Genomic DNA, 23,701 nt, shown 5'->3' on the forward strand with positions numbered 1-23,701 from the left:
ATAGTTTTTGCAGTAACGTTTTTTAAGCATCAAAAAATTGTTATAATGACCAGTTATCTATTCAGCTCCTTTTGTTTCTAAAGGTTTTTGGCGATTTACCTTATCCGTTCTTAAAATACGATTGGCGTCTATTCATCACGCGACGAGTTATGGTCAATAATCCATAACTTGTTGCCAGAAATATCGTCATTCAAGCGAGGCATGCATGCAATATCCAAAACATTACGACGTGGTAGTTATCGGTGGCGGTCATGCCGGTACGGAAGCTGCCTTGGCAGCCGCACGTATGGGCGCGCAGACCTTGCTGTTGACGCATAATATTGAAACGTTGGGGCAGATGAGCTGTAATCCAGCGATTGGCGGAATTGGTAAATCACACTTGGTACGTGAGATTGATGCGTTGGGCGGTGCCATGGCGCTAGCAACTGATAAAGCGGGTATTCAGTTTCGCGTATTGAACAGCCGTAAAGGTGCTGCCGTACGCGCGACACGTGCGCAAGCGGATCGTATTCTTTATAAGGCTTCTATTCGCCATACATTAGAGAACCAGCCCAACCTAGATTTATTTCAGCAAGGCGCTGATGATATTTTGGTAGAAAATGGTCGCGCAACGGCGGTTGTCAGCTCGACAGGCATTATCTTTAAGACTGAAACAGTGGTTTTGACTTCAGGCACCTTCCTAGGCGGTGTTATTCATATCGGACTTGAGAACTCAAAGGGTGGACGCGCAGGAGATCAACCGTCTATCAAGCTGGCTGACCGTTTACGTGAATTAAAATTACCCGTTGGTCGCTTAAAGACAGGCACGCCCGCGCGTATCGATGCACGTAGCGTTGACTTTAGTGTGATGACCGTACAGCCGGGCGACACACCCTTGCCAGTGATGAGTTATATGGGTGATGTGTCTATGCATCCAGAGCAGGTCAACTGCTATATCACGCATACCAACGCGCGCACCCATGACATTATCCGTGAGAATTTAGACCGCTCACCGATGTTCTCTGGCAAAATCGAAGGCGTGGGTCCACGTTATTGTCCATCGATTGAAGACAAAATTCATCGTTTTGCGGATAAAGACAGCCATCAGATATTTATTGAGCCAGAAGGTCTGACCACGCACGAGCTATATCCAAATGGTATCTCGACCAGCTTGCCGTTTGATGTGCAGTTAGACTTTATTCATAGTATGAAAGGGTTAGAAAATGCGCATATTACTCGCCCAGGTTATGCGATTGAATATGATTACTTTGATCCACAGAATCTGAAGCCAACGCTTGAGACTAAGTCTATTGATCGTTTGTACTTTGCTGGTCAAATTAACGGAACGACTGGCTACGAAGAAGCGGGCGTGCAGGGTCTACTAGCAGGTACTAATGCGGCACTCGTCACCACTAATAATAGTGAGTTTGAGACGTGGACACCGCGCCGCGATGAAGCGTATCTTGGTGTGCTTGTTGATGATTTGATTACCCATGGCACGACTGAGCCATATCGCATGTTCACGAGCCGCGCAGAATATCGTCTACTGCTACGTGAAGACAACGCGGATCAACGCTTAACTGAGACGGGTCGTAAGCTTGGCTTGGTAGATGATGTGCGCTGGCAGGCTTATCAAGAAAAAATGGAAGCGATTACGACAGAGACTTCACGCCTAAAAGATATGTGGGCAACACCTGCCAATGCGCTAGGCAAACAAGTCACTGAGCAAACTGGTGAAGTGCTCTCTAAAGAATCGACAGCCTTTGATTTGCTTAAGCGTCCGCAGATTCACTTTGCTGATATTGCTGCTATTACAGACTCAAAAGTTGACACACAAGTGGGTGAGCAGATAGAGATTTCTGTCAAATACGCAGGTTATATCGATCGTCAGCAAGAAGACATCGATCAAATGAAGCGTCTAGAGAATACTGCACTGCCACTAGACTTTGATTACAGTGTGGTATCAGGGTTATCAAATGAGATTGTGCAAAAGCTCACGCAAGTTCGTCCTGCCACGCTAGCTCAAGCTGGACGTGTGAGCGGCGTTACGCCTGCTGCCATACAGCTCTTGGCAATGACGGTCAAAAAACACAAAAAAGCGAAAGCGGCTTTGGGCTCTTAAACTTAGCACAATCACGCATATAGAGTACAAAAAAGCCCGTGATAATACGTTATCACGGGTTTTTATTTGTCAAAAATACAGTTGCCATTAAAAGAAAACGACACAACCTTGTTTTACAGGCTACTTTGTCTCTATACTGGGTCAGAAAGTTTCATTATTACTTGTTAATTTATCTCGTTGATGTCCATATTATGATGGGCTTGTCATCGAATTGAGCCTATTTATGATTGATGCTATTGTCTTTGCCATTACTATTGTCCTGCCCAACCTTGCTTTGATGTGGTTGGGTTTTTTTATGCAAAGACGTGGTGAGGCAAGCCAAACGTTTATTGACCAAGCATCGAGCTTTGTCTTTAATTACTGTTTGCCGTGTTTGCTTTTTTTTAGCGTTGTCGATAGTGATGTCGATTACAGCAAACAAATCACGCTGATAGTGGCTGGTATTTTGGTGACATTTATTTTGTTTATTGGTGCAGAGATTTACGCCAAATATTTTGTGAGCAAACCGGCTGATCAAGGGGTGTTTGTACAAGGCATATTTCGGAGCAATATGGCCATTATTGGACTGGCAACGGTCGCTAATGCCTATGGGGAGCGGGGCTTAAGCATCGGCGCAGTCTATATGGGTGTGGTCACGATATTGTTTAATATCTTAGCGGTTATAACCCTTAGTCGCGTGTCTAAAAGCATGGATGATACGTGGGTTAGTCGCAGTACCATGATTGTCAAAAAGCTGTTGACCAACCCATTGATCATCGCATTAGTAGCGGCATTTGCTTATAAGGCGTTACCGCTACCACCTATTACAGGTGTGATTCATACGACTGGTGATTTACTCGCCGCGGTGGCATTGCCGTTAGCGTTGATTTGCGCCGGTGCCAGTATTGATTTGAAATCAATGTTGCACCCTTCTGGATTGTCCATGCAGGCCAGTATCGGTCGTATTGTCATCGCGCCATTGATTGCCATTGCTATTGGATTGGGTTTTGGTCTATCAGGTGTGCATATGGGTGTATTGTTTTTGATGGCAGCCTCACCCACAGCTGCCGCCAGCTACGTGATGGCAAAAGCCATGGGTGGCAATGATGTGTTAGCGGCGAATATCTTAGCTTTTACCACCGTCGTAGGCATGTTTGGAATGGCGATTGGCGCGGCAATATTACGTGGTATAGGTCTTATTTGAACTATATCATCCTTAATTACATGGGAACCTAATTGACTCTAATTTAGTATTAATGAAATTTAGTCAGGTTTTTATTGAAATGTTTAAATCTGTGATGTATTGTTACCTAAAATTACTATCTATAACAATATAAAGACACTATTGAGTCTAACTTCAGGTAACTAAATGCTATTTATTATATTAAAGAATTTAATTGCTGTTGCTTGTGTTTATGCCTCTTATAAAGTTTCCAAGAATTTCTTTGATGATAACCAAAAATTGTTGCGTATTATAGTTGCTTTTATACTGACGATCGTTTTTCTTGGTATTACGAATGGAATACTTAATTTAATAACGCCAAGCGTTAATGTTGAAAAGCAACTACAAAAAGAAAAGATATTTGTTACCTTGAAGCAAAAATATCCTAAAGAGTACCAGTCGATAGTTGAAGAGGTTAAGCTTGAATCAAAAATAAATAAACTTAATGAAAGTGAAGTTGTTTTATTTGCTGATCAACTATTAGCTCCTTTAGCCTTAAAGCTTGTTATCGATGCAAGTGATAACTCTCGTTATAAATTCACTAAATCCTATTCTCAAACAATCAGTCTGCTCAAAAATAAGGGTGGAACTTTATGCTACGACATGATGCATAATCAAGATGACATTACCCATGCTGAGATGAATATAGTAGATGAAGTGTTTACAGAAAGTGGTATGCAAGAGGCTGTTTTGACTATTATTAACGACAATAAAATAGGCAAAGCAGTCGCTTCTCAAAGAGATATGGATAAAATGGAGAAGAAAATATTTAAACAATTAATGAGAAAACATGGTGAAGATATAACGTTACTCATAAATCCGAAAAATGCTGTATCAGTTGAAGATAAACAAACAGTTTGTCAGATAGTTATTGATCTGTATGAGCTAATGAATGACCCTAATAGCAAAGTAAAAATGGCAGTACTACGACGAAATATGCAAAGTATGTCGCCCAGCATGACTAGCCTAAACACGAAAAATAGTAGTACAAAAATCGCTGCACCAGTGCTCACGCCAGAGCCAGAAATGGCGGCACCTGCATTTTAATTGATTATAAATTACGTATGATTATCTTTGCTTTTAATTAATTTTGTTGTGAATTTTGAAAATGCCGCTATTGTCTTGCCTGATAGATAAAGGCATTATAAGACGTACATGGGTATTGTATAAATGGATGTAAAAATAACTCTATAATAAATACAAATATAAGTTCATAAATTAAATAAGCAAGGAGCGTTCAAGTGCAATTATTAAATCAAGCGGTAGTGACCGAACATCTCAATATGCAAGCTGCGATTGAGGCGATTGAAAGCTTATTAACTCAGCAAGCAGCACATCCTAATTGGGTTAAAGCACCTGAGCGCTTGGTTATTGAGACCTTTAGTGAAGATAAGAATCACAGCTCAGGCTCACATCTATCAATGCCAGCGACTATTTATGATGGTGACCAAGAGTACACCACGGTGAAGCTAGTCACCATTTGCCCTAATAATCCCAGTCGTAATATGCCAACGACCACCGCTATCATCACTGTCTCCAACAATGATACGGGTGAGATATTAGCGATTATGGATGGCATTTATATTACGCAAGTGCGTACGGCCGCCTTATCAGGTATCGCAACCAAATACATGGCAAAGTCTGATTGCCAAAGTGTGGCAGTTGTCGGTTGTGGCGGTATGGCTTATGAGCAGCTGCATGCTGTAATGACAGTGCGCCCTGATATTAAAAAAGTGTATTTATGGAACAGAAACAATGAAGGTGCTGAGCAATTTAAGACTAAATTTGCTCGTGATTATGCGCAGTGGGACGTTGAGATTCAGGTTTGCAAAGAGGTCGGTGAAGCTATCCGTGATGCCGATATTATCAACGTAGCGACTCGCGCAACCGAAGGCTTATTTAGCATCGAACAAATTAAATCTGATGCACATATCAATGCCGTTGGTGCTTATCAGCCGTCGATGAAAGAGATTAGCAATGATGTGGTAGCAGGTAGTAATATGGTCGTCGTGGATGATTTGGCTGGTAGTCGTCACGAGGCTGGCGATTTGATTCAAGCACATGATGCTTCTGACTGCGCATGGACATGGGATGACCTTAGTGGCGATTTACAAGGGCTGGTAACAGGCGAGCTAAAAGAAGATACGACTAAGTCTAAAAAAGGCATCACCCTATTTAAATCAGTAGGTGCCGCCAGTTTCGATGCGGCAGTCGCTCTATATATTGCCAAGCAGGCTGTGCAAAAAAATATCGGCTCATCAGTGGATTGGTAATACTGTTTATCACAGAACAATTGGCAAAAGTGCTATACCTTAATCAGCAATAAAAAAGCCCCCTTTTCAAATAAGAAAAGGGGGCTTTTGACATTAGCTTTAATTATCTCTATCGCGCTTATCTTCACGGCGCTGCTTGCGTTTTGGACTGGTACGATACGTTAAATACCCACCAATAACCATAACAGCGATGAACGCTATAATGTACAAAAATATTGACGAACCAATAAAGGCAGACGGTTCCATAACCATAATCTCATTAAAAGTTATGAATAATTATGCAAGTGCGGCTGCCGATTGTAAAGTAAACAAGTTTAGCTCAGGTGTAAGTTCAAGTGAACGCAAACGTGCTGCTTGATCATAGACGTTTGCAGTGACAATCAACTCATCTGGCTGATATTGGGCAAGGAACTTAGCCAATTTGGGCTTGACCGTTTCAACAGAGCCAATGAACGAGATCGATAGCGCATTGTCCACCATCATTTTCTCGGCTTGACTCCAGATGCTATCCATATCGTAAGTTGGTTTTGGCATTTGACCCGTTTCACCACGGCGCAAGCGTACGAAGCTCTGCTGCGCTGAGGTAAAGTGATAATGGGCAGTCGCATCGTCATCAGCCAAGAGTAAGTTCGCTGCTACCATCACATATGGCTTGTCTAAATAAGCTGACGGCTTGAACTGTTCACGATAAGTAGAGATTGCCTGACTAAGCATTTGCGGTGCAAAGTGGGAAGCGAACACGTAAGGCAGTCCTAAATGTGCGGCCAAGGTCGCCCCAAAAAGCGATGAGCCTAATATCCAGATAGGAATATTTGATTTAGCGCCAGGGAATGCTTGGACAGGACTGTTGTCAGTCGTATTACCTAAAAAGTACATTAATTCCTGTACATCTTGTGGAAAACGATCAGCATCTTTCATTTGACGGCGTAGTGCCTGAAAAGTCGCGCCATCTGTACCAGGAGCACGGCCTAAACCTAAGTCGATACGGTCGCCATATAATGCGTGCAAGGTGCCGAATTGCTCAGCAATCACCAGTGGGGCATGGTTAGGAAGCATCACACCACCAGATCCGATACGTATGCGCTTGGTTTGACTGCCGATATGCGCTAGTAGTACTGAGGTCGCCGCACTCGCAATGCCAGGCATGTTGTGATGTTCCGCCATCCAATAACGGTTTAAGCCGACTTTTTCTGCAAGCTGTGCGGTCTCAACCGTCTGGGCGATACCTTCAGCAATGGTATGACCTTCAGGAACGGGGGCTAAGTCTAAAAAAGATAAGGGAATGGTATTACTCATAGATCACCTGTTTTATAAAGTTAAAAACATTCATGGTCGTTCTGACAGTCTTATATAGGCTGTTTATTAAAAACCATTGAACGCTTGTCACTTCATATTATGGGGTAGTTATTATGGATATAAAGGCAGATGTAAATAAGGATAACAAAAAAAGGCATCGCTATTTGATGATAGCAATGCCTTTTCTTCTTTAAGTAAATGTCATTTTAGCTGAGCTTATGGAACTCAATTTACTGTGCTAAGCCTGAGCCTACTGGCTAAACTGCTTTTGGCATAATTCCATAAAAGCGCGCCCGTATTGGCGGATTTCTGCATCGTCCCTTACCGCCATCCAACTGGTAAAGCGCCCGAAATGATCTACTGGAATAGCTGTTAAGTTCTGATAATGACTTGGCTCAAAAGCCATCTCGGCAATAATACCAATCCCTAAACCAAGACCGACATAAGTACTAATCACATCGGCATCGAGTGCTGCTAAAACAATGTCTGGCTCAAGACCTGCATCTGTAAAGGTTTTATCAATCGCACCGCGTCCGGTAAAACCACCGTGATAGGTAACAATTGGATAGCTAGCAAGGGTCGGCAAATCAATAGATTCGTAACTGGCAAGCTCATGATCGCTTGGCACGATAACGCGATGTGTCCAATCATAATAGCGATAACAGCGCAGATAGTTATTATGGAGCAACGACTCGGTTGCAATACCGATGTCAGCTTGCCCGCGTATCACCATCTGGGCGATGGTCTCAGGATCCGCCTGTTGCAAGATTAGATTCACTTTAGGAAAGCGTTCTTTAAACTCTTTGACCACTTGCGGTAACACGTAACGCGCTTGCGTATGGGTGGTAGCAATGGTTAAGGTGCCGACATTGGGGTTGTTAAAATCGAGGCTCAAGTTCTCAATCGTACGGATTTCAGCAAAGATGGACTCGATATGCGGCATGAGCGCTGTACCCATGGTCGTCAGACCGGTCAAGCGCTTGCCTTGACGCACGAACACTTCAGTTTTTAGTTGGTTTTCAAGCGCTGCGATATGCTTGGATAAGCTTGATTGACTGGTGTGCAGTACCGTTGCCGCTTGACTTAGGTTATAGCCATTGATCACCGTATGCCACACCGTCTCCAACTGCTTGAGTTGAATTTGCAAGTGCCGCTGATTGACCACTACATCGATTGCCATAACTGAATCCTATTGTATAAATATACAAATCCTGTTTGTATATAGAAATAAAAACGAACAAATATGCCGTAAGCGACCAGTGTAAATCAAATCTATTATTCTTGTATATAATAAATAGCTATGAATTAATAATAATTAGGAATATAGAAGTTATAATCTAGTTGCTATAGTCAGTGAAAAGTAATATCGATACATCACGCACTGCTGATATCAATTTTTGCTTGCTTGCTTGCTGTGCCTGTGCCGACAGAGGCTACAAAAAATTAATATCAACAGTATCGTAGCGTTTTTGGGGTATTGTGACTATGACTAGTTTTCAAATTGTAATAAAAGCGCATTATTCAACAAAAAAACAGCCACCTTTTAAAAGATAGCTGTTTGTAGAGTTTGGATTTAATTCGTACCGTCAACCTTAATAAATAGCGTCAGACTAAGTACAAAAGGCTAGTCAGCGATATCAAAACGATCCGCATTCATGACCTTGTTCCAAGCGCGGACGAAGTCACGAACGAACTTCTCTAAATTATCGTCTTGCGCGTATAGCTCAGCATAAGCGCGTAAAATAGAGTTTGAACCAAACACTAAGTCCACACGGCTCGCTTGCCATTTTATCTTGCCAGTACTACGTTCGCGTACTTCATAGTTACCGGCAGTATTATCACCCGTTTTTACAGGGTTCCACGTGTGGTTCATGTCTGTTAAGTTGACAAAGAAGTCGTTGGTAAGCACACCAGCACGGTCAGTAAAGACGCCATGTTGGCTTTGACCATGATTGGTATCGAGAACTCGCATACCACCAACCAATACCACCATTTCAGGAGCCGTCAAACCCATTAGCTGCGTACGGTCTAATAGCATCTCTTCAGGAGAGACCGCATAGTCTTGCTTGACCCAATTACGATAACCATCGTGTAAAGGCTCCAAATCTGCAAAAGATTCAGCGTCGGTCATGTCACCATCAGCATCACCGCGGCCTGCTTTGAACGGTACAGTAACGTCTACGCCTGCCTCGTCTGCTGCCTGCTCAATAGCAGCATTACCAGCCAGCACAATCAAATCAGCCAAGCTCACATCTTTGTCAAAACCAGCTTGAATGCGTGTCAATGTCTCAAGCACGCGTTGTAATTGCTCAGGCTCATTGCCTGTCCAGTCTTTTTGCGGGGCTAAGCGGATACGTGCGCCATTTGCACCGCCGCGATAGTCTGACGCGCGGAACGTACGTGCGCTGTCCCATGCTGTAATGATTAACTCACGGCGGCTCAGATCGCTGTCTAATATTTGTGATTTTAGCGTCGCAATATCATCAGCGGTTAAGTCAGTATTTCCTGTTGGAATAGGGTCTTGCCATACAAAGTCTTCGCTTGGTACGTCTGCACCCAAGTAGCGGGATTTTGGCCCTAAATCACGGTGAGTCAGCTTGAACCATGCTTTGGCAAATACTTCATCAAAATATTCAGGATTTTGATGGAACTTCTCTGAAATCTCAAGATAGACAGGATCTTTGATCAAAGCCATATCTGCATCAGTCATGATTGGGTTACGGCGGACACTTGAGTCATGCGCATCTAATGGGCGATCTTCTTCTTTGATATCTGTTGGTTCCCACTGCCACGCGCCTGCTGGACTTTTGGTTAATGCCCAGTTGTGGTTTAAGAGTAATTCAAAATAACCGTGATCCCACTGGGTTGGATTGGTGGTCCATGCACCTTCGATACCACTTGAGACGGTATCACCTGCATTGCCATTGCCTTTAGGATTGCGCCAGCCTAGACCTTGTTCTTTGATATCGGCAGCTTCTGGCTCATCCTCTAATATCGTTGCATCACCATTACCGTGACACTTACCAACAGTGTGTCCACCAGCCGTTAGAGCGACAGTCTCTTCATCATTCATTGACATACGAGCAAAGGTAGTACGCATATCTTGAGCGGTTTTTAATGGGTCAGGGTTGCCATCGACACCTTCGGGATTGACATAGATCAAGCCCATTTGTACTGCTGCTAGTGGGTTTTCGAGTGAGGCACGGTCTTCGTCGCTGTCATAGCGGTTTTTGGTAGCCGCTAGCCATTCGCGCTCAGAACCCCAGTAGATGTCTTTTTCTGGATGCCAGATATCAGCGCGGCCACCAGCGAAACCTAAGGTTTTAAAGCCCATAGATTCATAAGCCATGTTACCTGCCAAAATCATCAAATCAGCCCATGATAGTTTATTGCCATATTTTTTCTTGATTGGCCACAATAGACGACGGGCTTTATCAAGGTTGACGTTATCAGGCCAGCTGTTCAATGGTGCAAAGCGTTGGTTACCAGTGTTAGAGCCGCCGCGACCATCAGCACCGCGATACGTACCAGCTGAATGCCATGCCATGCGAATCATCAAACCACCATAGTGACCCCAATCAGCTGGCCACCATTCTTGTGACTCAGTCATTAGGTTTTTCAGGTCAGTTTTGACTGCTTCTAGATCTAATTGTTTAAAAGCTTCAGCATAATCAAAGTCTTCACCCATTGGATCAGTTTTTTTGTCTTGCTGATGCAATATGTCTAGGTTTAGGCTGTTTGGCCACCAATCAGTTGCAGCAGAGGCAGTGGTAGTATGTGCTTGATGCATAACTGGACAGCCGCCCATACTAGGTCGCTGCGGTGCATGCGTATGATCGACGTTTTCACTATGAATCGTCGGTCCCTTATCATCACCTTGATCATAGGTCGTGTTAGTTGGCGCATTATTGTCTCCGTGGTTTACGGGACAACCAGCAGTATCCTGCGCTGTGTTTTTGTCAGTTATGTTATTGGTTGAGTCGGACATGTTATAACTCCTAGGTTGTGATAATAAAAAGAAAAAACAGTTAATCGAGATAATCATTGTTTATACATAGAGCATAACGAAGGTCTATGTATTTATAAAACTAATATATAAGGATTATAAATTTTAAATTATCAATCATAAAAAGCTTGATGTTTTGTTTATTTAAATCTTTATTAACGCTTGTGTTTATCATTGCCAGTTAAAGTTAAACCTATAGAGTACGCTCAACTAATTAAGCCTGCGTCAATTTTATTGCTACCTTTATATTACCTATAAATACTGTCATTGTCAGACATCTTTCAAGAGAGCGTTTAGTAAGAAATAAGAGAGCTAAGGTAACCTTGTTGGGACAATGCAATTGTTTGCGTGACTATCAAGAAATATAAGCCATCGCATGACGTATGCTATCAATAAGTTAATGCAAAAATATCTAGTCAAGGTAGGCGTTCTCAAGTACCATAATTGAATTTTGTGGTAATGCTCGTTTTGTGCAACGCTGAGCAATTTTTATCAATCCTTTTTGGCGACAGCTGATAGCGGATTTTTGTTATAAATGATTGATAAAAATTGTGCGCAGTTGTGTTCTTTGTCTTAAGTATTGGTGAGTTATTATGTCTGCCGTCAAATCTGCTCCGCCAGTCGCGGAAAAATCTTGGTCTGAAGCGTTAAAGTCTTTTTTAGACATTCGTGTCATGATAATTCTTTTTCTTGGTTTTTCAGCGGGTGTGCCTATTCTGTTGGTTTTTTCGAGCTTATCATTATGGCTAAGTGAAGCAGGTCTTGAAACAGGCGTTATCACGATGTTTGGCTGGGCTGGACTTGGCTACTCCTTTAAATTTATTTGGGCACCCTTGATTGACTCTATGCCACTGCCTTTTCTAACCAAATGGCTAGGACGGCGTAGAGCATGGATGTTTATCTCCCAATTACTGATCTTGCTAGCAATTTTTACGATGGCAAGTGTCAACCCAGTTGTAGACAATGTACTTTGGTTGATGGCACTTGGCGCGGTTTTACTAGGCTTTTCATCCGCGACGCAGGATATTGTGGTGGACTCTTATCGTATTGAGCTTGCAGGCGCTGAGATGCAAGCCACTTTATCTTCGATATATGTAGCAGGTTATCGTATAGGGATGATTGTTGCTGGCGCAGGCGCTCTTTATTTAGCGACTTATTTTGGCTCGTCTGAAACGTCGTATAGCTATGAAGCATGGCGTAATACTTATTATACGATGATGGCGGTTATGTCGGTTGGATTGCTGACGACGTTCGCCATCTATGAGCCTACAGCAGAATCTTTAAATCTAAAGAAGCAAAAAAGAAATTTAAAGATTTTCTCTGTTTATGCTGCTTTTTTGTTGATTCCGGGTGTCGTCTATGGCGTGCCAGTGTTCCTTGGCACTTTTTTCACTAGAATATTAAATATACCTTTAATGTTAATACCTGTTGAGTATTTGCCTACGATAAATACGTACTTCTTGATTGTAATGGCATGTGCACCATTTTTGTTAGTTTATTTTATTTTGAACCAGCCTAAAATAGTCAATAAAGTAGCTTCAGCAGTGCAGACACGTAATGATAATATTAGAATATTATTCCTATTTATCTTATCAGTGCTGGCATTTATAGGCGCGTTTATATTGATTGGCAAGATATTTGAGAGCCCTGAAGGTGTATTATTAAAGTTTCTGTTGGAAGTCGTGAGACTACTTGGTAGCTTGGGTGTAGCCATCGTTGTAGGCTATGCATTGATAGCTGTTGGGCTGGCAAAAAAAGCTGTCGCTAAGCAATTATGGGTAGAGCCTATCGCAGATTTCTTTCGCCGCTATGGTAAGCAAGCGATACTGCTGCTATTGCTCATAGGGTTTTACCGTGTATCTGACATAGTAGCGGGTAATTTATCAAACGTTTTTTACGCTAAAATGGGTTTCACCAAAATTCAAATTGCTGATGCGGTAAAATTCCTTGGGTTATTTATGACGATAGCCGGGGGGTTTTTAGGTGGTCTTATTGCTCAAAAAATGAAAATGATGCATGTAATGCTTATTGGTGCGATAGCGTCAAGTGCAACGAACTTACTGTTCATTTTATTGACTTATCATCCGGGTGATATGAACTATATGTACTTTGCAGTTATTGTAGATAATTTGGCAGCAGGCTTTGCTACTGCTGTGTTTATCGCCTTTTTGTCTGCACTGACATCTGTGAAATTTACCGCGGTACAATACGCAATATTTTCCTCATTAATGACTTTATTTCCAAAAGTGCTCGGTGGCTATTCTGGTGCTATTTCAGACAATGTCGGCTTTGCTAATTTTTTCCTGATTACCTTTTTGATTGGTATTCCTGTTTTAGTGCTAATCTATTTAGTCGATAAACATGTGATTATTGGTAGTAATGACGATCCAGTCGAACCATCTATTAAACTGGAGTGATTAGTTCTAACGAGTGAATAAATATATATGACCCATCTAAGTAGTATTAAGACCATCAAAAATAGATTAATTGAAGATGTATCCAAATATTGGGTGAGAGCTTGGCTTTTGCATATACTACAAAAACCGAGCTCATTTCTAATCACTGATGAAGATTACCAGTTGTCTGATACTGAGCTTGAGCAATTTGATACTGGTGTGGCTAAAATGAAGCAGGGCACACCTTTGGCTTATTTGACTGGTCAGCAGGAATTCTGGTCGCTTAACTTTAGCGTGAATGAGCATACTTTGATTCCTAGGCCTGACACCGAAGTGTTGGTTGAGCAGGTGCTAGATTGGATCAATGCTCAGCCAACGCAACTCAGTAATAAGCGATTGCTAGACTTGGGGACAGGTTCAGGTTGTATTGCGATTAGTCTTGCTCATGAGTTAAAACGAGCTAACTGGCAAGTCGTGGCGGTTGATTTATCGTCCGAGGCGCTTAAAGTGGCTCAGCATAATGCCGTAAGAAATAATGTTGCCAATGTTGAATTTATTCAAAGCAGTTGGTATCAAGCGCTATCTACTGGCGATGAGCCGAAGTTTGATATTATCGTTTCAAACCCTCCTTATATTGACGAGACAGACGAGCATTTAGCCCATCTAACAGCTGAACCGATCAGCGCCTTAAGTGCGCCCAATCAGGGTTTGGCTGATATCGAACATATTATCCAGCAAGCAACAAAGTATTTACGTACAGGTGGGCTACTGGCTATCGAGCATGGCCATGATCAAGGTGATGCTGTTCGACAGCTGTTTCTAGACAATGGGTTTGAGTCAGTACATACCGTAAAAGACTACGGTGGTAATGATCGCGTCACGCTAGGACAAGCTCAGTAGACAAGTTTTTTTATTAGTAAACTTATTTGATTATAGGCTTTGAATGACTATGGTAGAAGCGCTGGTACAGCTATCAGATGACGAGCTGCTCCGTTATGCACGGCAGGTTTTATTAGACGGTTGGGATATGGATGCTCAGCTGCGACTCAAGTCAGCACGCGTGGTGATGATAGGCGCAGGCGGCCTAGGCTGCCCTGCTTCTGAAACATTGGTACGTGCTGGCGTAGGTTATATTCATCTGATCGATGATGATGAAATTGAAGCGAGTAATCTACAACGGCAAACGCTGTTTTTACCGGACGATATTGGTAAACCCAAAGCATTGACCGCAGCAGCCATGTTAGAGCGCATCAATCCTTTGATAAAGACTCGTGGCACAGTGGCGCGGTTAGATGAAGACAATGCCTATGAATTGCTCGATATAGCCTCTGGTAAGCCGGACTTGCTATTGGATTGTACTGACAACTTTGCCACGCGTGATATTATCAATCGTATCAGCGTGCGCTACCAAATCCCGCTATTGTCCGCCTCAGCGATTGCGATGCAAGGACAGTTAGCACTGTTTGAGCCTCAGCTCGATACTGGTTGTTATCACTGCGTGTTCGGATCCGTAGTACCTGATGAAGCCGCTGACGAACGTACGTGTGCCAATTCAGGAGTGCTAGCCAGTACCACTGCGGTTATGGGTAATCTGCAAGCCAATGCTGCACTACAATACTTGGGATTAACCAAAAATCCACTGACAAACAAGCTGCTCATATGGGATGGTAGTCAGATGCAGCAGCGGCTGATGGGCTATCGAAAAGACCCGCAGTGTCCTGTCTGTAGCAGTCCTATAGTCAATCCACTATAAATGGGATAAGGTGTCAGGCTCGCTTAGTCTACGACTTGTAGTACTCTCACTCGCCTTCCTTATATCCAAATTATATTGAACCGATTATAACTGAGTAATCTGATTTTAATGCATTTTTGTACTGTATTGCCTATCTTCAAACCTCCTTCTTATTACCATAGTTGTTTTTTATGAAAATTCATCGTCCGCATTTATTAAAGCATACTTTTAATGTCATGAACCGTGTTCGCCAAACAGCGAGTGTGGCAGGTCTGTCTGCGCTAAGAGTGGCAAAAGGTGAAAAACCTGACGCGATGCTACTCAAAGAAACCTTTGAGCAGTTGGGCACGACTTATATCAAAATTGGTCAATTTATCGCCAGTACACCGTCGCTGTTTCCACGTGATTATGTCAAGGCATTCCAGAGTTGTTTGGACCAGACGACGCCATTGTCTTTTGCGTATATTGAACAGGTGCTCACAGAAGAGCTGGCGATTGATGGCATGACACTTGATGATAAATTTGCTCATATCGACTCAAAGCCACTGGCCTCTGCCTCTATCGCTCAAGTTCATGCAGCTCGTCTGCACAATGGTGACGAGGTCGTGCTAAAGGTGCAAAAGCCGGGCGTTGAGACCATCATGCAGACGGATTTGGGCGTATTGCATGGCGTCACTAAGTTGGTTGAGCTACTCATGCCATCGATGAAGTTTGCCAGTATTGCCCCGATTATCGATGAGATTCGTCTGCGTATGCTTGCTGAGACGGACTTTATCGCTGAGGCGCAAAACATCCGTGATTTTCAGCAGTTCTTAGCAGTATCAGGAAATACCCGTGTGGTCGCGCCCAAAGTATATGAAGCGCTGACAACCAAGCGTGTCCTAACCATGAGCCGCTTATACGGCGTCTCTATGGTCGATGAGTCGCTCATGCGCCAGTACTGTGCTGATCCTGCACAAGTTATGGCAGATACGTTAAACACATGGTTTGCTAGTCTGATGCTGTGCAATAGCTTCCACGCTGACTTGCATGCGGGCAATTTGATGCTGCTGACCGATGGCCGTATTGGTTTCTTGGACTTCGGGATTGTCGGTAAACTAAAAGCCGAAAGCTGGCGGGCTTGTATGGGCATGATGCAAGCCATGCAGGACAGTGACTATCAATCAATGGCACGCCATATGATTGATATGGAGATGACGCATGGTGGTAATAAAGTCGATGTGGTGGCATTGGGCAATGATTTGCAGCGTATGATGAAAACCATCATGGCGGAGGACAAAGCCTTTACCAGCGGTGTGCCTTTTAACAGCAAAGAGCAAGCCGATGAGATGAATAAAATGATGCTAGAAATCGTAGAAGTCGGTAAGCGTCATGGTATCCATTTTCCACGTGATTTTGCCTTATTGACTAAGCAGATGCTTTATTTTGACCGTTTTATGCGTACGCTGGCGCCTGATATGGATATGTTTAGTGATCAACGTGTGCAAATGCTGGGACATACAGAGATAGATGTAACCATGCCACCAGCATTAAATGTATCGTAAGTTTTTATTGTATGTTTCATTATTAACTTGTCACTGCTTTTGAATGCTTTAACACAAAGGATTGTGTGCTAATGGTCGCAAAAATGGCGCTGTCATGATGACGGCTTTTAAAAACCGTATTTTCCCTACGATTACCAACGAAGCTGCCATTGCCTGTATCGGTCTTTACTGCATGGCAGTGGTTATGGGCTATGGCCGCTTTCTTTTTACCGCCACCTTACCTGATATTATGGTGCAGCTATCGCTATCAACGACCATTGCAGGCTGGTTGGCTTCAATCAATTATATTGGATACTTTATCGGCGCGCTCATTGCCATGTTCGTACCTCAGCGCGCGACGTGGCAGGTCATGACGCTTTGGGTCATGGTAAGTATCGTCACAACGATGCTGCTGGTTGTGCCATCTATGTCGTTAAATTTATGGTATATCATTCGCTTGCTGGCAGGCATTGCAAGCGGTGTGGCAATGATTTTAAGCTCTTCGTTTGTGATTCAAAATCTCAGTCCTGAGCGTCGCTCTGTACTTTCGGCAGTACATTATGCAGGTATTGGTGTTGGCATTAGCGCCTCCGCCATACTGACGTGGTGGCTGTTAATATTGGGTTATCATTTTGATGTGATTTGGCTAGTGGCAGGCCTTACTAGTCTGCCGCTTTTGTGGCTGCTCTATGCTATAAAACCAAGACAGTCACAGCATACTGAATCTCAGCACATTCGCGCTAAACAGCACATATCGGTGCATCAAACCTATTTAAATTTTAAGCATTCCTTATACGAAGCCGTTGCTGGTCACCATAAAGCCCTTGCGCTACTTTCTGTGAGCTATGTACTTGCTGGGTTTGGTTATATCAGTTCTGCGACTTTTTTGCCAGTGATGGCAGCACAGCGCTTAACGACGCAGACGTATGCTGGGTTGATGATTTGGTTGGTGGTTGGTATTTTTGCCATGTTATCAAACCCCTTGTGGGGGGCACTTGCCAAGCGAATTGGGGAAACCAAAACCTTGATGGGTTTGACGGTATTGCAAGCATTTGGTATGTGCTTACCCATATGGTTCGATGGTGCGATTGGCTTGTATGGTAATGCCGCTATCTTAGGGCTAACTTTCGTTGGTATGGTATCGATGACACTCACTTTGTTTAAAAATATCAATCCTGCCTATTCTAATTTGCTGATTGCATTGGCGACACTGGCTTATGCATTGGGGCAGTTTTTAGGGCCATTGGTGACTGTGGCCTTGGCAGGGCAGGACGACAATTTCAATGCAGGGTTACTTGTTGCTGCTGTTGGATTGATGATTGGATTGGTGTTATTAATATTGTTTCGTCGGCAGTCGCCAACGATTGCTTAGAGCGTCTAAACCACACTACGGCTAAACACTTCTCGTAATTCAAAACTGGTATGAACTTGCGCCACGCCTTCGATACGATTAAGCCGATGCAATAAAAATTCTTCATAGTGCGCCATATCACGTACTCTGACCTTGATAAGATAGTCTTCTGTACGCCCTGTGACAATACTACAGCTAATGACCTCCTCAAAGCTCTGGATCTTACGTTCAAACTGCTCGAAACGCTCAGCCGTATGACGATCCATACTGACTGCGATAAATACGGCGAGCGGGTAGCCAAGTTTTTGCGCATCTGTTTTGGTATGGTAGCCAGTAATGACGCCGGTATCTTCTAAGCGTTTGATACGGCGGGCACAAGGGGTCGCAGATAAATTGACACGTTCGGCAAGCTCGGTGATACTCATCCGGGCTTCAGTCTGTAATAAACACAATAAACGTCTATCGGTCTCATCAATATCAGTCAATATGGGACTATCAGAATGACTACTAGGCATGGAATAGTTACTCGCTAGTGAAATAATCTAATTATATCTACAAAAACGCTTTATTTCACTAAATAATCTCTAATTATAGTGTAATAAAGCGGGTTTCTCTCTCATAAACTTTGCTATTATTAGAGTATAAGTTTTAGTTATCTCGTATGCTCAATACTGATCTAATCAGCAGCCTTATTCGCTAAAATATAAATTTCATATTATCTAAGGATTGATTATGTCTGACCAAGCCACACGCACTGTAGCCACGCCGACTGCCAAAAAGACACCAAAAAGTGCCGCTTTTGACTATCAAAAATATCGTCCATTTGCGTTTGCGCCCTCACTGCCGGATCGCACATGGCCAAGCAAAACGATTGAGAAGTCACCAATATGGGCAAGTGTCGATCTGCGTGATGGTAATCAGGCTTTGATCGATCCGATGACTATTGAACAAAAAATGCGCTTTTTTGAAACTTTAGTCGATGTAGGGTTTAAAGAAATCGAGATTGGTTTCCCATCAGCGGCGCAAGTTGAGTTTGATTTTGCCCGCAAACTCATCGAAGAAAACCATGTGCCTAATGATGTGACGTTGCAGGTCTTAGTACAGGCACGTGAGCATTTAATTGCCCGTACGTTTGAATCATTAAAAGGCGCAAAACGTGCTGTCGTCCATGTCTATAATTCAACCAGCCGTGTCCAACGTGAAAAAGTCTATGGCAAAGACAAAGCTGAGATTAAAGAAATTGCTATCGTAGGTGCCAAGCTATTGAAAGAATATGCGGCAAAATACCCTGAAACAGAATGGGTGTTTCAATACTCGCCTGAAAGCTTTAGCCAGACAGAGACTGAGTATGCGGTAGAAGTCTGCGATGCGGTTTGTGAAGTTTGGCAGCCGCAGAATGGTCAAGAAGTAATTTTTAATTTACCGGCGACCGTTGAAGCATCTATGCCCAATGTCTTTGCCGATCAAGTTGAGTATTTCTGTCGCCATCTTGCTATGCGCGAGCATGTGATCGTCAGTTTGCATACGCACAATGACCGTGGCTGTGCCGTTGCCGCTGCTGAGCTAGGGGTGCTTGCGGGTGCAGATCGTATTGAAGGGACGTTGCTTGGTAATGGCGAGCGTACCGGTAATATGGATATTATGGTCATGGCGATGAACTTATTTAGCCAAGGTATTGATCCTGATCTTGATTTTAGCAATATGAGTGAAATCGTCCAAGTGGTCAGCGAATGCAATAACTTGCCGCTGCATCCACGTCATCCTTATGTTGGTGAATTGGTCTTTACTGCCTTTAGTGGCTCACATCAAGATGCCATCAAAAAATCTCTCGATTATAATGAGCAACATACAGACCAAACCGATAACGTTTGGGATGTGGCATATCTACCTATTGATCCGGCACACATTGGTCGCAGTTACCAAGATGTGGTACGTATCAACAGCCAGTCTGGCAAAGGTGGGGTCGCTTATATCTTGCAACGCAATTATGGCTTTAACTTGCCACGTTGGATGCAAATTGACTTTAGCCGCGTGGTTCAGCAGCAAGCTGAAACAGTGGCGCGCGAATTACAAAATGATGAAATCCTACAGACCTTTGAGGACACCTATTTACGTCAAGGTAGCTTTGAGCTACTAGACTACAGTGTGAACAACAAAGGTGGACAGGTTTATTTTAACGGTCAAGTACAGATGAATGGCGATACCATTACTATCGATGGCACGGGTAATGGTCCATTGTCCTCATTTATCAATGGTCTTGCTCAGCATACTGGCAAGTCGCTACATATCATCAATTATGCTGAGCACGCGATCAATCCGCAGCACAATAGCGGTAATGGCATCGATGATGATAACAATCGTGATAACAAAACCAATGCCAATGCTGCCGCTTACATTCAATTGAATGTTGATGGCGAGGTTTACTCTGGTATTGGCACCTGTAGCAGCACGGTATCAGCGATGTTAAAAGGGGCACTATCCGCCTTTGCTCAAGCATTAAACACTACCGCTGCTTAATAGCAAATAATGCTTTGATAGGGTGATACTGCCCACGCATAACGTCATGGTTCTTTACGATTCGTCAGTGAGAGCCATGGCGTTATTGTTTGAGTGGTTAAAACAGACACGGGTGATAAAATAATTAATAGCTTATTGGATTCTGTGTGTCATAAATTCATAAACCCAATAGCATAATGTTACTTGTGTTTTTGGTGTCTAAGACTTACGCTAATGTGCGTATTGCTCAATTATTATAAATAAAAAGGTTAATTATGGAACCGATATCATTTGCTTCATTTACATTGGCCTCTATTCTGGCTTCCTTGCCAGTGAATGGCGAAGTAGTTAGTAAGCCGACGATTACGACGCATATTAGTCCTGCCATTGCTGGACAATGGGAAATAGACTTAGACAGTAGTATGACCATGACTAAAGAGGCTGAGGCTAGGCAAGCGGCATTGGTAGACACGCCAGCAAGCAGAGGTGATGAGCCAAAAATAAATGCTGGTACAGACGGTGGGATTCTTACACAAAGCGAAGAGCGTGTTCTCAATATTCAGCCGAAAACTCGCAATAATTTAATGGCGTCAGCGTTGGCTTCCAATCAATGCCGTGAGTTATATAACTTTGGTGCCGACAATGAAATGTGGGCTGTCAGTGGTGAAGAATGGACGTACGGTCGCTATCTGGTCACTCATCGCGAAGAAGGCTTACCTGTGATTGCCATTCGAACGGTATATGACAATAATGAAGTAGACTGCTCTGGTAATAAGATTGATCAAACTGATGAAGCGCTGATAGCGTTTTTGAACCATGATGGCAACCAAATGCAGTGGTGCGCTGACCCTGATGGCAGAGAATGCTTTATGAACTTCAACAGAGTATTGCCATAATGTTTGATACATTCTATTGATGTTATTGTCTATAAAGAAAATTCAATTTTATGTGAGCCCATTAAAAAACCCGCTATCTTAATAGATAGCGGGTTTTTTTAGTCTATTTATCAACGCTAAATGATGATTTTACTCATTATCGTTATATAAAAATAAAGTGGCAAACTAAGACGCTGATTTGGCTTTGTGTGCTGTTAATAATTCTCTTTCTAGATAGTGAATGTTTTGTGCTTCTTGTACAAAACTATCATCCGCCAATATCACGTCACGATGTAAAGGAATATTGGTTTTGATGCCCTCAATCACCAATTCATCAAGCGCATGTAGTGTCTTAGAGATGGCTTGCTGACGAGTTTGACCATGACAGATAAGCTTACCTATCAACGAATCATAATACGTCGGTATCTCATACCCAGGATACAAATGCGAATCGAATCGAACACCAGCACCACTTGGGGCAAACAACTGATTGACGGTACCAGGACATGGCATAAAGGTCGCTGGATCTTCAGCATTGATACGGCACTCAATCGCATGACCTTGAATTTCAATCTCGCTTTGGCGGTAAGACAAGCCGTAACCTGCGGCAATTTTTAGCTGCTCAACGACGACGTCGATACCCGTAATCATCTCAGTAACGGGATGCTCTACCTGTACCCGAGTGTTCATTTCAATAAAGAAAAACTCGTTGTTTTCAAACAAAAACTCAAACGTACCGGCACCACGATACTTGACTAGCTCGCAAGCTTTGACACATGCCCTTAAGATAGGCTCGCGCACATCATCAGGGATATCAGGCGCAGGGGCTTCTTCTAGGACTTTTTGATGACGACGTTGTAATGAGCAATCACGGTCATATAGATGAATCGCATTACCATTGCCATCGCCCAGTACTTGTACTTCGACATGACGTGGGTTTTGTAGATAGCGTTCCATATAGACGGTATCATCACCAAACCATAGCTCAGCTTCTTGTTTTGCTGCTTGTACTTGTCCGATGACCTCTTCGAAGCGCTCAACCACACGCATCCCACGACCACCACCACCAGATGCCGCCTTGATCAATAGGGGAAAACCAATGTTGCGTGCTTGTTCTTCCGCATTGTGCAAGGTCACCGCTCCAACAGAGCCGGGCACGGTAGGTACACCTGCTTTTTTCATGGCATTAATAGCGGAGACTTTATTGCCCATGAGTCGGATATGATCGGCATTAGGGCCAACGAAGGTTAGGCCTGCTTCTTCGACACGCTCAGCGAATTCGGCATTTTCAGACAAAAAACCATAACCGGGATGGATAGCATCAGCACCAGAGATTTCTGCTGCGGTTAAAATAGTATTGATATCAAGATAGCTTTGATTGGCATTTGGCTTGCCGATACAAATGGCCTCATCAACAAAACGCAGGTGCATCAAATTGGCGTCAGCCGTTGAGTAGACGCCTACAGTTTCGATTCCTAGCGCTTTACACGCACGAACGATGCGTAGTGCGATTTCACCTCTATTGGCGATGAGCAGTTTTTTTATCATGGGGTCATCCTTGTCGAAGCGGTAGTTAATGACTAAGTCGCTATGCCAGTCATCGATTGCCATCATCAAATGCAATGGTGAGAAGCGATGAGCAATAACGAGATATCAATCATAACGAAGTAAAGGTTGGCGAATCTTATTACGCTTTGTAGCGAATCATAGGCTGGCCAAACTGTACGACTTCAGAGTTATCTACCAAAATTTCGTCAACGACACCACTTTGAGTCGCTTCAAGAGGATTCATGATTTTCATGGCTTCGATAATGCCAAGCGTATCACCCGCTTGAACCTTTTGTCCGACTTTCACAAATGGTGGATCATTCGGGCTAGGCGCTGAATAATACACGCCAACCATTGGTGAGGTTTCAACGCTACCAGCTTTTATGGCTGGTTTTGTGTCAGCAGCAGCAGGCGCTACTCCAGCAGCAGGCGCAGCCATCATCGTCGGTACTGGCGTGTCATAATGCCTTGTCAGACTAATATGCTCATCATCCGAACTGATTTCTAAATTGACCAGTTCACTTTCTTCCATGAGGGCGATTAGGGTACGTATTTTTTCAATATCCATAGTTTTTATAATGCCTTGTACTAAATTCAAGAAATAGTGTAACGAAATATTGTCTAAGTAATTGCTAATGATACCTAGATTCATGGCAATGAGCAATCAATGTACAGTTGTTAACTGAGAAATTTTACATATTTTGACGTAAGCTTTTCTTATGAGTAAGAAATCATCAGTGATTTATCATAGTCTATGTGGCCGAGTAGTGCCAGCATTGGTTACTAGACACTACGATTAGAGAAGAATGCTATAGTCAATCCTATATAAGTTGGATACAGTGTCAGCCTTGCTTAGCCTACTAGTTGTAGTACTTTCGTTCGCCTTCCTTGTATCCAAATTAT

At 43.1% G+C, this 23,701-nt stretch carries 18 protein-coding genes; 11 read left to right on the forward strand and 7 right to left on the reverse strand.

Translation table 11 applies throughout. The features are described 5' to 3' along the window. Window positions 1-205: 205 nt before the first annotated feature. The 4 genes from mnmG to RH96_RS11805 all read left to right on the forward strand — a co-directional run bounded on the left by mnmG (window position 206) and on the right by RH96_RS11805 (window position 5,575). Window positions 206-2,101, forward strand: a complete 1,896-nt coding sequence (mnmG, locus tag RH96_RS11790) for a tRNA uridine-5-carboxymethylaminomethyl(34) synthesis enzyme MnmG (protein ID WP_010201221.1) — start codon at window positions 206-208, stop codon at window positions 2,099-2,101. 223 nt (window positions 2,102-2,324) lie between these two features. After that, window positions 2,325-3,284, forward strand: coding sequence for an AEC family transporter (locus RH96_RS11795; RefSeq protein ID WP_010201223.1), 960 nt, complete (start codon window positions 2,325-2,327; stop codon window positions 3,282-3,284). 165 nt (window positions 3,285-3,449) lie between these two features. Beyond that, window positions 3,450-4,349 (forward strand): hypothetical protein, encoded by a 900-nt coding sequence (locus RH96_RS11800; protein WP_010201227.1) that lies wholly within the window; start codon window positions 3,450-3,452, stop codon window positions 4,347-4,349. A gap of 194 nt (window positions 4,350-4,543) precedes the next feature. Continuing rightward, window positions 4,544-5,575 (forward strand): ornithine cyclodeaminase family protein, encoded by a 1,032-nt coding sequence (locus tag RH96_RS11805; RefSeq protein WP_010201230.1) that lies wholly within the window; start codon window positions 4,544-4,546, stop codon window positions 5,573-5,575. 99 nt (window positions 5,576-5,674) lie between these two features. On the opposite strand, the gene RH96_RS15080 is transcribed toward RH96_RS11805, so the two are convergent. The 4 genes from RH96_RS15080 to katG all read right to left on the reverse strand — a co-directional run bounded on the left by RH96_RS15080 (window position 5,675) and on the right by katG (window position 10,679). Beyond that, complete coding sequence (locus RH96_RS15080; RefSeq protein WP_157999887.1) at window positions 5,675-5,821, reverse strand: hypothetical protein; 147 nt, start codon at window positions 5,819-5,821, stop codon at window positions 5,675-5,677. Window positions 5,822-5,851: 30 nt separating this feature from the next. Next, window positions 5,852-6,871 (reverse strand): LLM class flavin-dependent oxidoreductase, encoded by a 1,020-nt coding sequence (locus RH96_RS11810; RefSeq protein WP_010201234.1) that lies wholly within the window; start codon window positions 6,869-6,871, stop codon window positions 5,852-5,854. Window positions 6,872-7,121: 250 nt separating this feature from the next. After that, the gene (locus RH96_RS11815) at window positions 7,122-8,051 is read right to left on the reverse strand and encodes a LysR substrate-binding domain-containing protein (RefSeq protein WP_010201236.1); all 930 of its coding nucleotides are present in this window, start codon (window positions 8,049-8,051) and stop codon (window positions 7,122-7,124) included. A gap of 444 nt (window positions 8,052-8,495) precedes the next feature. Then, window positions 8,496-10,679 (reverse strand): catalase/peroxidase HPI, encoded by a 2,184-nt coding sequence (katG, locus tag RH96_RS11820; RefSeq protein ID WP_026037333.1) that lies wholly within the window; start codon window positions 10,677-10,679, stop codon window positions 8,496-8,498. Window positions 10,680-11,470: 791 nt separating this feature from the next. Here katG and RH96_RS11825 point away from each other — a divergent pair. The 5 genes from RH96_RS11825 to RH96_RS11845 all read left to right on the forward strand — a co-directional run bounded on the left by RH96_RS11825 (window position 11,471) and on the right by RH96_RS11845 (window position 17,900). Beyond that, complete coding sequence (locus tag RH96_RS11825; protein WP_010201241.1) at window positions 11,471-13,294, forward strand: AmpG family muropeptide MFS transporter; 1,824 nt, start codon at window positions 11,471-11,473, stop codon at window positions 13,292-13,294. A 27-nt stretch (window positions 13,295-13,321) separates the two neighbouring features. Next, window positions 13,322-14,173 (forward strand): peptide chain release factor N(5)-glutamine methyltransferase, encoded by an 852-nt coding sequence (prmC, locus tag RH96_RS11830; RefSeq protein ID WP_010201244.1) that lies wholly within the window; start codon window positions 13,322-13,324, stop codon window positions 14,171-14,173. Between the two features lie 49 nt (window positions 14,174-14,222). Further along, a complete protein-coding gene (locus RH96_RS11835; protein WP_010201246.1) occupies window positions 14,223-15,026 on the forward strand; it encodes a ThiF family adenylyltransferase in 804 nt (267 codons plus the stop codon). 170 nt (window positions 15,027-15,196) lie between these two features. Then, window positions 15,197-16,549 (forward strand): ABC1 kinase family protein, encoded by a 1,353-nt coding sequence (locus RH96_RS11840; protein WP_010201249.1) that lies wholly within the window; start codon window positions 15,197-15,199, stop codon window positions 16,547-16,549. Window positions 16,550-16,643: 94 nt separating this feature from the next. Next, window positions 16,644-17,900 (forward strand): YbfB/YjiJ family MFS transporter, encoded by a 1,257-nt coding sequence (locus RH96_RS11845; RefSeq protein WP_037033602.1) that lies wholly within the window; start codon window positions 16,644-16,646, stop codon window positions 17,898-17,900. Between the two features lie 5 nt (window positions 17,901-17,905). On the opposite strand, the gene RH96_RS11850 is transcribed toward RH96_RS11845, so the two are convergent. Beyond that, window positions 17,906-18,394 (reverse strand): Lrp/AsnC family transcriptional regulator, encoded by a 489-nt coding sequence (locus RH96_RS11850; RefSeq protein WP_010201253.1) that lies wholly within the window; start codon window positions 18,392-18,394, stop codon window positions 17,906-17,908. Between the two features lie 217 nt (window positions 18,395-18,611). Between RH96_RS11850 and leuA the strand changes: the two genes are divergently transcribed. Further along, on the forward strand, window positions 18,612-20,396 hold the full coding sequence (gene leuA, locus RH96_RS11855) for a 2-isopropylmalate synthase (protein ID WP_010201254.1): 1,785 nt from the start codon (window positions 18,612-18,614) through the stop codon (window positions 20,394-20,396). 254 nt (window positions 20,397-20,650) lie between these two features. Then, window positions 20,651-21,271 carry a hypothetical protein gene (locus RH96_RS11860; protein ID WP_010201256.1) on the forward strand — a complete coding sequence of 207 codons (621 nt, stop codon included), beginning with the start codon at window positions 20,651-20,653 and terminating at the stop codon, window positions 21,269-21,271. Window positions 21,272-21,436: 165 nt separating this feature from the next. On the opposite strand, the gene accC is transcribed toward RH96_RS11860, so the two are convergent. Both accC and accB read right to left on the reverse strand, forming a co-directional pair. Next, the gene (gene accC, locus RH96_RS11865; protein WP_010201258.1) at window positions 21,437-22,798 is read right to left on the reverse strand and encodes an acetyl-CoA carboxylase biotin carboxylase subunit; all 1,362 of its coding nucleotides are present in this window, start codon (window positions 22,796-22,798) and stop codon (window positions 21,437-21,439) included. 139 nt (window positions 22,799-22,937) lie between these two features. Next, entirely contained in the window at window positions 22,938-23,366 is a 429-nt protein-coding gene (gene accB / locus RH96_RS11870; protein ID WP_010201260.1) for an acetyl-CoA carboxylase biotin carboxyl carrier protein, read from the reverse strand. Between the last annotated feature and the right edge of the window lie 335 nt (window positions 23,367-23,701).

This window comes from Psychrobacter sp. PAMC 21119 (genome assembly GCF_000247495.1).
In the GTDB taxonomy this organism is placed as follows: Bacteria; Pseudomonadota; Gammaproteobacteria; order Pseudomonadales; family Moraxellaceae; genus Psychrobacter; species Psychrobacter glaciei.